7 protein-coding genes are annotated in these 15,021 nt (G+C 42.4%); all 7 read right to left on the minus strand.

Features of this window, described 5'->3' with window-relative positions; all coding sequences use genetic code 11:
* Positions 1-232: 232 nt before the first annotated feature.
* The 7 genes from J7E57_RS07300 to fucP all read right to left on the minus strand — a co-directional run bounded on the left by J7E57_RS07300 (position 233) and on the right by fucP (position 15,001).
* Entirely contained in the window at positions 233-1,363 is a 1,131-nt protein-coding gene (locus tag J7E57_RS07300) for an alginate lyase family protein (protein ID WP_215126563.1), read from the minus strand.
* A gap of 14 nt (positions 1,364-1,377) precedes the next feature.
* Positions 1,378-2,421, minus strand: a complete 1,044-nt coding sequence (locus J7E57_RS07305; RefSeq protein WP_215126565.1) for a family 43 glycosylhydrolase — start codon at positions 2,419-2,421, stop codon at positions 1,378-1,380.
* 237 nt (positions 2,422-2,658) lie between these two features.
* A complete protein-coding gene (locus tag J7E57_RS07310; protein ID WP_215126567.1) occupies positions 2,659-3,222 on the minus strand; it encodes an RNA polymerase sigma factor in 564 nt (187 codons plus the stop codon).
* Between the two features lie 153 nt (positions 3,223-3,375).
* Entirely contained in the window at positions 3,376-7,521 is a 4,146-nt protein-coding gene (locus J7E57_RS07315) for a two-component regulator propeller domain-containing protein (RefSeq protein WP_215126569.1), read from the minus strand.
* Between the two features lie 379 nt (positions 7,522-7,900).
* A complete protein-coding gene (locus J7E57_RS07320) occupies positions 7,901-9,709 on the minus strand; it encodes a RagB/SusD family nutrient uptake outer membrane protein (protein WP_215126572.1) in 1,809 nt (602 codons plus the stop codon).
* A 10-nt stretch (positions 9,710-9,719) separates the two neighbouring features.
* Complete coding sequence (locus J7E57_RS07325) at positions 9,720-13,043, minus strand: SusC/RagA family TonB-linked outer membrane protein (protein WP_215126574.1); 3,324 nt, start codon at positions 13,041-13,043, stop codon at positions 9,720-9,722.
* Positions 13,044-13,768: 725 nt separating this feature from the next.
* Positions 13,769-15,001, minus strand: coding sequence for an L-fucose:H+ symporter permease (fucP, locus tag J7E57_RS07330; protein ID WP_215126576.1), 1,233 nt, complete (start codon positions 14,999-15,001; stop codon positions 13,769-13,771).
* Positions 15,002-15,021: the final 20 nt, after the last annotated feature.

Here is a 15,021-nt window from a genome sequence, read left to right on the forward strand (position 1 = left end):
AAGGAGATAAACGGTCTCGAAGTATCGTCATTTCGAGCGGAGTGCAACATAGTCGAGAACCAGGAAATGCTCAGCGAAGCTAAATCTAACTAGTATAGATCTCTCTATTTCACTACGCTACAGTCGAGATAACGACCTTTCTACTGACGACTGTGGTGCTTAACTCAATGACATTGACTGCCCTTGGCAATCGGAAAAAGGAATCAGATAAAATGACGATTGGTAGCGAAGCTTATTTGCTGCCAAGGTAAAGTAAGCCACCAAAACCCGGTTGGTCCCGATCATAGCCTTCTGCCCCCATCTTTGCTATTAACTGCTGGGTAAACGGCATTGAAAGCCCTTTTCTGCGCACATAATGGTTATAAACCATTTGGTAAATAGGGATAAATCTTCCCCTTCCCATAACAGATATCTGTTCCCAGTCACTATACTTTCCGGTAATATCTTTCCATTTTTTAAACGGAACCTCGTTGCCGAGATTATAGCTGGCGGTATATTCAAATCCTTTTAACAGCCGGTTATCAAGCGCACCATAAAGGTTATCGCCTTGTTTCCATGCAATCTCGCAGATAGTGGCCATTGCCCCGATCCCTAACTGGGAATGCCCCTGGTCTCTACCACTTTCCTGGATCTGTCCGGTTTCCGCATCCACATAGTTGACTATGGTTCCGTTATCGTTAGCATGGAGATAAAAACGTACAGCTTTATCGTACATTTTCTGATCATCAAGATAGATTGCGGCCGAGAGGTAGAATTTTGTCACTATGGGTCCCCAATTGCCATTTGTATAAGCAGGGCTTGCATAAAACTGCTCACAGACTGTCAAAAAAATCCCTGTTACCATACGGGCTATCCGCTCAAGCGTTCTGGGATCAGCCCTTTTAAAATCGTGTTTCAGGATTTCCAAGGCATTGATAATCTTGGTTCCTTCCAATCCGACCAATAATGGTGCATCGTTGGTAGCTGGAATGCGCTGCAGGGAATCTGCATAACCTAGCAATATTGTAATAGCTTTTTCAGCATGTTTTTGATCACGGGTAGCTACCCACATGAGGCTGTTAAGATAGGCCGAGCTGAAGTCTGCTTCCATCAGGCTCTTGGTATTCCCGAACTCCCCATCCCTGGATATTACCCTGAACGGCCCTTTCATCTTATAGTCTGCGCTGGCCAGTGGGTTATTCCTTAATAGTTCAAACGATGTATAACCGACTGAACTTTTATCCTGGGCGGCCTGATATATCCTTTGTAGATCTGAGCCGGAAAAGAGGATACCAGGATGTACAAACTTCTGCTGTGCGGATGAAATGGAACTTAAAAAAAACAGAAAATAAACTATCAAATAAAGACACTGTATTTTTTTCATTGTTTGGGATTAAATTATTTTATGACCTCAGTTTCTCCTGTTTTCACGTTGATGCGCCATGGTTTAGGTTCCGGAAGCCAGAGTTTGCCATCGCCGATCTCCAGGGGCATCCAAAGGTATCGGGAATCCCATTGGGTACGGGGTTTCCATTTGTCGGCCACAAAGATTACAGCAGTTGATTTTGTACCGACAACCTTAAGCATAAAGGTAGACTGTGAGCCATAAGTATTGGTCAGAGGTGGGGCAATATCTTCGAATTCGGACCATGGCCCTTCCAGGGATTTAGCAGTTGCGTACTTATTTGGGTTTGGGTTCCAACTGGTCAGTGCCGAACCAATCGCATAATAAAGTCCATTATATTTTACCACCGCTCCGCCTTCCAGCGGTGCTTTAATGACACAGATATCTTTTTCAACATTCAGGTAATCCTCAGAAAGCTTCGCAATGTGGAAGCCTTTAACTGGTCTGTCTTCAAAAATAAGATAAGCAGATCCGTCGTCATCTATAAACTGGCCTATATCACGGCTTTCCTGACCCAAGGGGCGGAAAGTACGAATAAACTTGTAAGGTCCTGTTGGAGAATCACCAATTGCCACACCTACCCGCGCATAGCTATAATTACCTTTCTGGCCCTTTACCTGCCCATCGATATGCATATACATGATGTATTTTCCGGTTTTGATGTTATGGTAAACCTTTGGGCGCTCCAATACCCATTTTTTCCCTAAGCTGTCAGGATCGGTCATTTTAAATACATCTCCCCTGAATTTCCAGTTCATCAGATCTTTTGACGAATAGCAGCTCACATACCTGTAATTGGAATCAAGTCCCTGGCGGCGTTCTTCTCCATACCAATAATAGGTATCCTTCACTTTAGTAATCCCTCCCCCATGTGCCTGGATATGGTTTCCTTTATCATCTGGCCAAAGTTCGCCGGGAAGGATTGATTTTCGCTGTTGTGCCATACCTGTTGCTGTGTATAACAATGCAAACAGGAAAATGGCAAATCTGAACAGACATTTGCCTCTATGGTTCATTCTCATTTTATATAGTTTCATTTTTTTAATAGAGCAGTCTCATACCATCGGAACAGGTTTCTAACTATCCTGAAATATAGATGTCCCAGAAGTATGTTATTGGTCAATATTATTAAGTTAAGCATATACGTTGTCAGTCTGAGCCTGTCGAAGACCTTTACTAGTCGAAAACAAAAAAATATTTGTCCTTCGACAGGCTCAGGATGACAATACTTTTTTGTTTTCTCCTTAACTTAATCACATTGGGCTATTGGTTGGTTAAGCTGCATAAACGGATGAAAGGTCTGAGACCTGCCGAAGCGTTTGTACCGCACGGTAAACATGGTTTATTACTGACTGATAACGGATCTTAAGAATATCAGCAATCTGTGGATAGCTAAGCTCATCATAGAAACGCATGGTAAGTATTTCCCGCTGTTTGGCAGGAAGCGAATTGAGCGCCGTTACCATCTGTTGCTTCATCAGGGAATCTGATTCATTAGATACCATAATCTCCTCTGCAGAAAATACTAAACTTGGTGCGGGCATTAAGGTCAACTTATTTTCGCGATGTTTGGTGAGACGGATATGGTTAAGTACGATCGACCTGGCAGATCTATAAAAGTAGGCTTCCACATTCCTGATCGTTCCGATTTTTTCTCTGTTCTCCCAGAACTTAATAAAAAGGTCCTGTAAAAGATCATTTACCAGATCATCATCATCTAACATTCTGGTGGTAAAAACGAAAAGCTTTGGATAAAGTTTTGCATGCAGTTGTGCATAATCGCGCTCATTTCCCCTCAGTGTACCTTCCCATAGTGCAATCAATTTCTCAGTCATCATAACATATCAATATTTGGTTGATACGAAGATGGCACGAGCTAAAAAAAATGACGGGTATAAATTCGTAAAATAGGAGTGTATTTTCGCCAAACCGCTTTAGCAATACCTAAAAAGCCATTTTACCCTTAAAATCGGCAGCATGATGAAACATATCTATTTCATTTTATACCTTTTATTGAAAGTCTTCCGGTGTTTTCTGATAAACGCTGAGGGGGTTGCGCCAAAAAGTTTTGAGAACTGTTTACCAAAATATTTGGCATCATTAAATCCCGAACGGAAAGCTACTTCGGTTACATTATGGTCTGAATTGATCATCAGTTCTGCAGCCTTCCTCAAACGGATGAAGCGGATGAAGGAATTCACCGATTGTCCTGAAATGCTTTTCACGCGCTTATACAAATTAGAGTGGCTCATTCCTATCTCATCGGCAAGCGCCTTTATGCCAAAGTCAGAATCGGTAAGGTGATTTTCAACAACTAAGATGCAGGTATCCAAAAATTTCTTGTATTCTTCTGATACCACCACGGCATTACTTTGAAGGGTAATTTCGTTATAGAAATAGTTTTGGAGATTATTCCTGTTACGCAGCAGATTGGCTACCCTGGCAATCAGGTATTCGCGTTCGAAGGGTTTGTTAATATAGTCATCAGCACCACCATGTACACTTTTCAGCTTCACTTCCTGAGATGAACTTGCCGTTAATAGAATGACGGGGATATAGGAAAGCGTAGGATTGGATTTGATCATCTGACAGAATTCTATCCCATCTATCCCTTGCATTTTGAAATCTGTAATGATCAGGTCTGGAAGTTTTTCCGCCGCGAGCTGAAGTCCCTGTTCACCATTTTCTGCCTGGTAAACGGTGTAAATGCCGGAGAAAAGACTGGAAATATACTGGCGGATATCCCTTTCATCATCAACAACCAGAATAGACTGCCTATCACTAACCAGGTTTATATCCAGACTGATATTATTTTGCTCTGCAGATTCAGGAAGTGCGGTAGCATACATTTCATTAAAAAGCGCTTCTGACCCTTCCTGTTCTTCTTCAATGACCTGGCTAACAAGATGTTCTTTCCCCTTTAGAAGACAGATATTGAACACACATCCACCTTCGGCCCTGTTTTGATAAGAAATATTGCCAGAATGCGCTTCCATAAACTGTCTTGCCAGATAGAGCCCGATCCCAAATCCGGCTTTATGATTCCCGTCTTTTCGTTCTGCCTGATAAAAACGGTCAAAAATCTTTTCCCCAGCGGCATCAGGAATACCGGGACCAGAATCCTGGACGGCGATTAAAAGACTTTTATCGTCTTCGGTTAGGCTTACCACTATTTCTCCTCCCTTTGGCGTATATTTCAATGCATTGGAAATCAGGTTAAACAGTACGATTTCGATCTTTATCCTATCGGCATAAACTTCTTTATCAACAGCAACACTTTCAAACCTATAATCGATCTCCTTGGCCGAGGCCTGTTGAACAAAGCAATAAAAAACCTCTTTGGATAGTTTTTCAAGATCAAGTTTAGCAGCTTTAATGTGCTCAAAACCTTCTTCTGCTTTTCTGAAGAGCAGCAGCTGATCTACCAGCGACAGCATCCTTTTGGCATTTCGCTGGATCATGCTGAGCTCCGCATTTTCCTTACCTTCCACACTACTGTTTTTGATCAAGTCATTAATTGGATTAATGATCAGGGAAAGCGGAGAACGGAACTCATGCGAAATATTGGTAAAGAACGACATACGCTTTTCGGCAAGTGCTTTTTCCTGCTCATTGATCAGTCTCTCTTTGTCATGCGCCAAACGTTCCATATTATGGAGGGCTACCTGCGTATCATATTCAGCTTTTTTCCGTTGGGATTCAAGACTTACGATCTGAACTTCATATTTTAAACGGGTCTGTGCCGACCGATATCGAAGATATACATAGATAACCGAGGAGATAATGGCGATATATCCCAGGTAGGCCCACCAAGTTCTGTACCATGGTGGAAGAATTCTGATCTTCAGGGTAATTTCGTTGCTTCCCCACATCCCTTCCGTATTGGTACTCTTGACCCGAAATATATAACTTCCTTCAGAAATATGCGTATAAGTTGCTTTTCTGTCCTTTCCCGAATTTGTCCAGCCCCTATCCCAGCCATCCATAAAATATTTATAGGAAATCTTTTCGGGGGATGAAAATTCAAGTGCCGTAAACGAAAAGGTAAATACAGCCTGATCATAAGGCACTTCTATTTCCCGGATGGCAATATTGTCTTCATCCACAATTAGTTTCAGGTTCTCTTCCAGTGGCGTATTGTTAATGGTTATTCCGGTAAGGAACAGACTCGGCATCTGGCTGTGCGGAATAATTTCCCGTGGATCGAAAAGACTAAACCCTTTTATGCCTCCAAAAACGATTTCGCCGGTACCAAGTTTGATTCCTGCATTGATCTGAAACTGGTTACTCTGCAGGCCGTCACTCTGATAAAAACTTCTGAAGGTACCTTTATCAAGGTTATAGCACGATACTCCAAAATAGGTACTCATCCAGAGATTTCCCTGGTTATCAGGAATCAGGCTCAGTACCGAATTATTGCAAAGGCCATTGGCAGTAGTCAACCTCGACACCACTTTGCTTTTGAAAGGATCAAAAATGATGAGTCCCCCACCTTCTGTCCCTATCCAGAGCAGCCCTTTTTTGTCCTCAAATATCACCCGAACGGTGTAGCCAAGATTATAAAATCTATGTTTCTTTCCCTTTTTATCAACCCGGATCAACTGATCAAGATTACCCGCCCAAATCCGGCCATCCCTGGCCTGCATCATTGCAAACAGATCACCCAGCTTCTGATCGAAAAGTTCAAACTTATCCAAACGGTGGTTAAAGCGATAAAGCCCTCCAAGAAGACTTCCACGTCTGAGTGTTCCTGCCCAGATGTCATAGTCCCGATCCTCAAATACCGTGAAAGCGACCTTGCTTTCTACCCCGGTCTGCGGATCTATGATCTTATACCTGGTAAATTTCCTTGTCCTTGGATCGAAACGGTTGGCACCTTCTGTAAAGGTTCCGATCCAGATATCCCCATGGCTGTCAGATACCATCGATGAAATAAAATTACTGGATATAGTGTTAGGGTCTGCAGCGTGCTTATAATTGGTGAATTGATTTAACTTCCTATCCCAGATGCTAAGCCCGGTACCATCGGTACCGATATAAAGTTTCCCATCTTTTGGAGCTAAAAACGATGATATTGAGTTTCCGGGGATAGAATTTCCCTGCGGATTGTGTACCCATGTCTGGAATATTTTTTTTACCGGATCAAGAATGGTTACCCCTCCTGAATAAGTTCCGATCCATTTTCTATCCTTTTTATCGATAAATATGGAGTAGATCTGTTCACCGCTCAGACCTTTATCGATTTCATTGCCCAATAACTGCATGCCCCCACTTGCCGGATCATAGCGGAACACGCCATCTCCATTTGTTCCCAGATAAAGAATGTTATGACTGTCGGGGGTGATAGCAAGAATTGACTTGCCTCCAATTCCGCTGGCGGTAACGGCCGTATTTTTCTTTATGACAGGATCATAGCGATACAGACCGTTATAAGTGCCGATATACACCTGCCCAGCACTTATTCCCAGAGAGAGCGCAAGAACAACATCAGCGCTAGCCAATACCAGTGCCCGAGCTTTGGGATCAAAATAATAAAGTCCGAGATTTTGTACAAACACCCACTCTCTTCCCTTATCATCCAGCCTGACGGATTGCACACCATAGGAAAAAGTGCGCCTGCCATTTATCAAAAGGGGAATCTGCTCACCTATGGTTTTCCCTTTGTTGAACCTCAGCAGCCCGATTCCTTCGGTTGCGACGAGCATGGTATTGTTTATGCCGGGTACAAGGTCTCTGATTACTTTTGTAATCGCTAAATCTGTCCCTTTTATAGGGTCATGCCATGAGCCTTCTGTAAAAATGCCTTTTTTATCATTATAGATACTTAACCCCTGCCTGGTACCGATCCATATGTTATTATCTGTATCACTGTTAATTGCATGTATAATATTGTGGATAAGGGAAGTTTTATTACCGATCTCATTCCTGAAAACCTTGAATCCATATCCATCATAACGGTTGAGGCCATCCCTACTCCCAAACCAGAAAAACCCTTTTCTGTCCTGATAAACACAACGGACATAATTATTGGACAGCCCATCTTCTATTTCCAGATGACGTACACTGAGCGAATCTCGCTGTGAAGCGACACTCAGACCGGCATACAGAAAAAGAAAAATCAGCAGTATTCTTCGCACAGTTTTGCAATTGTTGGTTACTAAAATAATGAAACATTATTATAATAGGGACATATTTAAGCTTAATTCATACTCTGTCGATTTCTCCGTTCCGCCACCGGTGAAAAACCGATTGGCTCCAGTCGAAATGACGATTCTTATATTGGGTCTGTCAATGGTAGCGTAGTCGAAGGGCATTTATTTGCGTTAGATCAATCTCAAGAAGTCTTCGACTATGCTCAGACTGACGACCGCGGTGCTTAATTTAACACATTGGGCGGTAATCAGGTCGAATAAGCTATTGGTATATTGATAAAACCTGGCCTTTTCAAAAATTTTAAAGCATAAAACCCGGCCACCATTCGGCAACCGGGTCGATAAAGAACTAAAATCTAAAAAACTACCACCCAGGATTTTGGATCAGGGCTGGATTTAAGGTTAACTGCTGTGTAGGAATGGGATATAAATAATGTCTTTCGGAAAAGGTACGGGCTGTATTATCTAAAATCAAATTTCCATTGGCGTCTTTAGCATTTGTTGGCACAGTTGCTAACTGATTTGGCCCTAATTGTGCCTGGGTTCCGGTAAATCTAATAGAAACAGGCCATGGACTAACAAATCCAGCGGCATTTCCATAAGCCGATCCACCAACATTGGTCACCAAATCGGTACCTGCGCTATGCCATCTCTTAATATCATCGAACCTGAAGTTTTCGTAGTAAAGCTCGGTAAAACGTTCCCTTCTGATTTCAGTACGCAAATCAAGTCCATTTGTAGCCGCAAACGCGTTCGACAGTTTAGGCATTGTCTTGTTGGCACGCAGGCGTACAAGATTTAGAGATTTGTCCAGATCGGCATCGCTAATGGCCCCGTTTCTTTCGTATACTGCCTCGGCATAGTTCAATAAAACTTCAGCATACCTGAGCACTGGATAATCTTCAGATTCTTTTGTATCTGGCACGTTGCGTTCAGAAACCCATTTCTGGTTAGTATAACCTCCGATCTGGACCACCTTACCTGTAGAGTTGGCATTATCGGCAGCATCGTTCAACCAGGTTACCCTAAAGTTGGCGTTACCATACCAATAATAACCGTTTAATACTCTCATGGTATACTTTAACCTATTGTCTCTGTTGGCAAACTGCGAACCATAAGTTTGAAAACCTTGGAAAAGAGGAGATTTTTCGATAGGTAAGCCATCCTGGCAAAGAAAAGCATTTACAAATTTCTGCTGAGGGCCAATCTGGGTTCCCTGCCTGCTGATGTTAGTATTAATTGTTTTTATCACATCATCGTATCGATAAGAAAGGATATATTCGTGGTTGGCCGACTTGTTTACTCCAGCCGGATTGGATTTTGGATTTTCGAGGATAAACAGGTATTTCTGTGCTGAATCTCCTAGAACGGTACTATTTCCGCCTAAGGCATTAGATGCTGCTGTGCCGAACAATGCAAACTGGTTACTTAAGATTACCGCATTGGAGGCAGCTGCAGATTTATCAAGGAGGTTGTTAAATCTGGTGGCATCACCATTCCTAAATTTAAGCCAGGTTCCTTCATAAAGCGCAACCCGGCCTAAAAAAGCCTGTGCAGCAGTCTTGCTTACCCGTCCGAAATCGGTCGATGTTGACGTAATTGATGCCGGAAGATCAGGGATGGCTGCCTCCAGATCAGCAATAATTTGATCTGCTATTGCTTCTCTAGCCGCTCTTGCACCATAAAGCTCTGGCGATTCCAGATCCAAAGTTTTTGTAATAAGAGGAACGCCACCATACAGCTGTAATAAGTCGAAATAGGCGTATGCCCTGAAAAATTTTGCCTCTGCAATATATTGTGCGATACTCGCTTTATCTGCAAAAGCTGCCGCTTTTTCAAGCAAAAAATTGCAGGCCCTAATCCGGGTATAATTGCTATTCCAATTTCCATCTGTAACGGGAACGGTGTTTGTACCCGAGCCAAAGGCACCACCGCCACCAAATACATCAGCCCTGCCATCATAATGGGGGTTATCGGCAAAGGAATTATTAAAATTTCTCAGATAACCATAATATTGGTTGGCAAAAGTTTTAAAATCATTTGCATTCTTAAAATATGCAACCTCTGAAAGCTGGTCCTGAGGAAGGAGATCCAATGATTTTTTACATCCCGATGCAGCCATCAGGAAAATCATCGCCAGGGAGAATACTGTTTTATATGTTATGTTTTTCATGACCTTTTTATTAAAAAGTAAGGTTGGCACCAAAAGTTAAATAACGGTAAAAAGGGTAACGCTCATTGCCTGAGGTAGTCCTGGTAACTTCCGGATCCCAACCGTCCTTGATTCCGCTAACTTCCCACAGATCACTTCCAGAAGCATAAAGTCTAAGGCCGCTAAAAAGATGTGATTTGGCCATTAGCGCTTTTGGAAGGGTATACCCCACTACAACATTTTTCAGGCGTAGGTAAGCTCCATTCTCAACCGACCAGGTTGATGCCTGATAATTGTAGGTATTAAGGGTCGTATTGGCATGAAGATTCGGATAATAAGCACCAGTGTTTTCAGGCGACCAGGTATTTCCTATCCAGGCAGTAACCTGAGCCTGGCTAAGTGACTGATAGGGTATCCGCCAGTTATTCGCACTTCCATTTGACCTGAAAATAGCGCGTTTTCCAACTCCCTGAAAAATGGTTGTCAGATCAAAACCTTTCCATTGCATACTCAGGTTTAAACCGAATGTATACCGTGGGATATCACTTCCCAGGTAAACAAAGTCACCCATATCAGATGTAGATGTACCATTTGTCAGTTTTCCATCTCCGTTTACATCTGCAAACGAATTGTCTCCAGGCCGAAGGCCGGATAATTGTCCCGGAAGGTTGGTCAATGGACTTGCAATCGGAATACCTATCCCGTTTACAACCCCTCCTGGAGCATAAAATTTATTATAGGCATCAACCTCTGCCTGTGTTTGAAGGCGGCCTGCATATTGGAGGCCAAAATAAGATCCAAGTGAATAGCCTTCTACTGCCCCATTGTATCCAGCATTGATCAGTGGAGTTCCGTTTAGGTAAATAATCTTGTTCTGGCTATCGGTAATGTTAGCAGAAACAGAATAATTTACGCTTCCGATCTTATCCCTCCAGGTCACGATCCCCTCCCATCCCCATGTTTTTAGCTCCCCGTTGTTTGACTGTGGTGCACCGATTCCAAGCGTTCCGGGGTAGGTTATGCTGATAAGCATATTCTTGTTGCGTTTTTCGAAAAGTTCGAAAGTCCCTGTCAATTTTCCTCTTAAAAGTCCAAAATCAAGACCAAGGTTTTTGTTTACAACCGTCTCCCATGTCCTATTAAGGGAAACCAGGTTTCCTGTAGTGGTTGTTGCGGTTGCAATGTTCGGGCCCAATAGTACACCACTGCTTCCTACATTTAATGATTGAAGGTAGTCATATAACCCGATACCTCCTTGGTTACCTGCTGTACCATACGATGCCCTGATTTTAAGATCAGAAAACACATCCAATTTCTTAATAAAAGCCTCTTCTGAGAGCCTATAACCCACTTGGGCACTGTAAAAAGTTTTCCAGCGTTTATCATCGATAAATTTAGACGAACCATCATACCTTACACTGCCTTCGAAAAGATATTTACCATCATAATCATAAGTACCTTTGGCAAAGTACGAACCAATGGCATAATGGTTCCTGGCCTCATCGTTGGTAACAAAACCCGCAGTTCCGTTACTCAGACCAAGGTTCAACGAAGGGATGTCGTCGCTACCCAGGTTATAGGTGCGGGTATTGAACATGTTATATTCATCCCTTTCATATGATCCGCCCGCAAGGACAGTTACATTATGGTGTTTCGCAAATGTATTTTCATAGGCAACCCTACCGATGAGGTTATAATATTTATCGTTAACCGTCTGCCTAAAATAATTGGCATTTCCGGTAGCATTACCAGCCGTACCTCTACTCGGTGTAGTTGAGATCAGGTAACGGTCATCATATGAATAGAACTGCACCGCTTTTGCCTGTACTTTATTATCCTGATACCACATGTTATATCCTGCAGTACCTGAAAAGGTAAGGTGTTTTACAGGTTTATAATTTATTGTAGAATTCAATAAAATCCTGGTATTATTTTCCAGATTATCACCACCATCCCTTAATGATCCCGGTGGACTGATGACGCCACCCCATTGGTAAGGCCTGCCAGATTGCGTAAATGCAGGGATTCCGGGCTGAAAACCATTTCCAAGTGCGCTGTATGGACCTGTAGTATATAATGTTGGCTGTTGAATATTATTCTGTTCAAGTGAGACATTGGTTTCCAACTGAACTTTTTCATTGAATCTGAAGCCATTGTTCAACCTAAGGTTATAACGTTGGTTTCCGTTATTTCCAAACTGGAGCTGACTGCCGTCGTTAAGATAGCCCAGCGATGCCCGAAAGGTATTTTTTTCATTTCCTCCTGCCAGGCTCAAATTATGCTGAGTTGAAGTGGCTGCGCCCCAAAGAATTTCCGACATTCTGGTATCGGTAAAATTAAGTTCTCTTACATCACCAAAAGTAGGCACGGGCAGTCCGTTATAAAAAAGTCCGGGAGTGATAGCCGATCCATTATAACCGGGAATCTGCGAAGCCAAAATCACATTGCCGTTGTTCGCAATCGCAAAATTGGCCATTTGATACCACAAATCTGTTGCAGGTATAACACCATAATTATCGTTAATTTTGGCCTCAATTAAACCTTTTGCCCACTGCTCCATATTTGCCATTTCAGGCTGAAGACCAATCAGTTTACGCGAAACTGTCGGGCTATACTGTACAACGAACTGTCCGCTCTTGCCTTTTTTCGTCGTAATCAGCACAACACCGTAAGCTGCCCTTGCACCATATATTGATGCTGCCGCATCCTTTAAAATTGATACATTATCAATATCATCTGGATTAATTGAATTTAATGCATTGTTATTGTTCAATGCTACCCCATCGAGGATGATCAATGGATCCTGATTATTAATAGATGTTGCTCCTCTGATCTGAAAATTCCAGTTTTCCCTTCCTGGCTGTGCAGAGGTTCTGGTTACCACAACCCCTGGAACCTGTCCCTGGATATTGGCAATTGGATTATTGGTAGGTCCACGATCCTGAAATGTTTTTGAGTTGATGGTAGAAATTGCACCGGTAACCGTTGCTTTTTTCTGAGTACCATATGCTACTACCACAACGTCATCAAGCGCTGTATTGGAAATTAATTTGACTAACATCGGCCTGCCTGTTTCCGCCTTCAAAACTACATTTTTATAACCAATGCTAGTAAACTGTATTGAAGCTCCTGCAGGTACATTAAAAGTGAAGCTACCATTACCATCGGCCGAAACGCCTATATTAGAGCTGACCACTTTAACCGTAGCACCCGGAATAGGGTCGCCTGTTGCCGCATCCACAACTTTCCCTGTCACTACCTGCGTTTGTGCAAAAGCAGTGGTGCAACAAAAAAACAGCAGTAGAAATAAGTGCACTGCACTTACCTGCCATAATTTTTTGTAAAAAATATCCATAATTTCTGTATTTAATATTTGGTATTTGCCCTCCAACAACCAGAGCAACTTTATTATAGAGTTGGAAGGCTGGATTATCTTAAAGACACAGGGAAATGATCTGTATACTCAGTTTTTTGTTTTTTTTTAGAACATTTTTTATTAAAATCTGTACGATTAAAAAGGCATAAAAATAAAACCGTATAAACCTTCAAATAGATTGACTAAATGTTCTGCTTTGCCATTCTGTTCATTGCATATTAAGCCCAATCCACTACATAGAAAGCAAAAGCATGTTAGCCATGCTGAAAATGAATCAAGCGTAAAAGTTTGGGAGCTAATATTAATTTGGAGCGCAGTGGCTTGCTACGAACAATGGTAGTCCCTCCATACACTCCAGTCTTTTGGAAACTCGGTCTATACTGCTCATGAACCGCAAGCCAAAAGGATTTCGCTACTGTAGGGGCTATTGATCTGGGGTTGTACAGAGAAGTCCGAAGGACCGAAAACCCGGAGTCTGGATGTTAAGAAGAAAATGAACTAAACCTTGAACCAATTTTCAGGCGGAAATCCCGCCAAAAACCACTGTCTTTGTTATTTAAACCTGACTGGAACGAACACGAAGCGCAGCGGAGTAAAGTGGAAGGCGGGACTACAGTAGCCAAGTACTACTGGCACTGTTTTCCTATTCCCAATCCAAAAATACCTTCATCCCCCAACTTTTTTGCTTGATCCCTGAAAATTATTTATCTGATTACTTTAAAAAATTTAGCTGCAAAAAGAAAGATCACTACATAACAGATGATGGGCAGATAATATGCATGAGCAACATCTACATTGGCTATCTTACCCATAAAATAAGGCATTACAGCTCCGCCAACTACACCCATTGAAATAAATGAGGAAGCCTGCTGTGTATGTGAACCGAGATTTTTCAGTCCGAGGCTGAAGATCGTAGGAAACATAATACTAAAGAAAAAATTGATGCTCAACAGGGCGCAGTAGGATGTCCAGCCCCAGCTTTGGGCTACAATAATACAGGCAATGATACTGCAAATAGCGAATGCTGCGAGGATCTTATTTGGCGCTATAAATTTCATCAGGTAAGTTCCAACGAATCTACCAAGCGCCATCATTACCATAAACAAAACCATAAAGTTTCCTGCCTTCTCATCAGAAAAGCCCATTTTCTCATGCCCATAGTTTATAAAATAACTCCAGGTGCCCGCCTGTGCCGCTACATTAAAAAATTGAGCAGCTACTGCCCAAACAAAATGCCTGTGCTGAAAAAGCCTTTTTCCCGGCGCGATGTCAATGTTCTGTGCAGCTATTGGTGCATCGGAAATACTGTGCGGATCGATCAGGTCTGGAATGCGGATAAAGAAAAAAGCCACCGCCACGATCAGGATAAATCCTCCCAGCCCTGCATAAAGCAATTTTACTGAATCTAGCGAGTTTTCATGCCCACCAGAAGTTGCCCTGAGCAAAAAGAATGTTCCTATCGCCGGACCGATTATCGCCCCTATCGCATTGAAAGATTGCGAAAAGTTTACCCTTCTATCACTGGTGCGTTGATCGCCAAGTGAGGCCGCAAAAGGATGCGCAACAGTTTCCAGCGTTGCCATGCCGCAGCCGAGAATAAAAAGTGCTATCCTGAAAAAACCAAAACTTTCTGCGTTTGCGGCAGGGACAAAAAGAAAAGTCCCAGTAGCAAAAAGTCCAAGCCCTAATATTACGCCTGCCTTGTAGCCAAAACGTTTCAGAAATATCCCGGCTGGAATACTCATGATAAAATAAGCCCCAAAGACCGAAAACTGAATCAGACCAGACTGTGCTTTTGATACATTGAGTACATTCTGAAAATGTTTATTGAGTACATCACTCATGGAGTGCGCTACCCCCCATAGCATAAACAGGGAAGTAACCAGAATAAAGGTGAAAAGGAATCTTTTTTCGGTAAAAGCAGGTTTATTGTTCATTTTTATGTTATTGTAATCCT

This window comes from Pedobacter sp. ISL-64, from assembly GCF_018613605.1.
Taxonomy (GTDB): domain Bacteria; phylum Bacteroidota; class Bacteroidia; order Sphingobacteriales; family Sphingobacteriaceae; genus Pedobacter.

What these genes read in the sequence shown, in the direction of transcription:
- J7E57_RS07320 (WP_215126572.1), bottom strand. Translation starts at nt 9,709, where the DNA reads ATGAAAAACATAACATATAAAACAGTATTCTCCCTGGCGATGATTTTC.
- fucP (WP_215126576.1), bottom strand. Translation starts at nt 15,001, where the DNA reads ATGAACAATAAACCTGCTTTTACCGAAAAAAGATTCCTTTTCACCTTT.
- J7E57_RS07300 (WP_215126563.1), bottom strand. Translation starts at nt 1,363, where the DNA reads ATGAAAAAAATACAGTGTCTTTATTTGATAGTTTATTTTCTGTTTTTT.
- J7E57_RS07305 (WP_215126565.1), bottom strand. Translation starts at nt 2,421, where the DNA reads ATGAAACTATATAAAATGAGAATGAACCATAGAGGCAAATGTCTGTTC.
- J7E57_RS07310 (WP_215126567.1), bottom strand. Translation starts at nt 3,222, where the DNA reads ATGATGACTGAGAAATTGATTGCACTATGGGAAGGTACACTGAGGGGA.
- J7E57_RS07325 (WP_215126574.1), bottom strand. Translation starts at nt 13,043, where the DNA reads ATGGATATTTTTTACAAAAAATTATGGCAGGTAAGTGCAGTGCACTTA.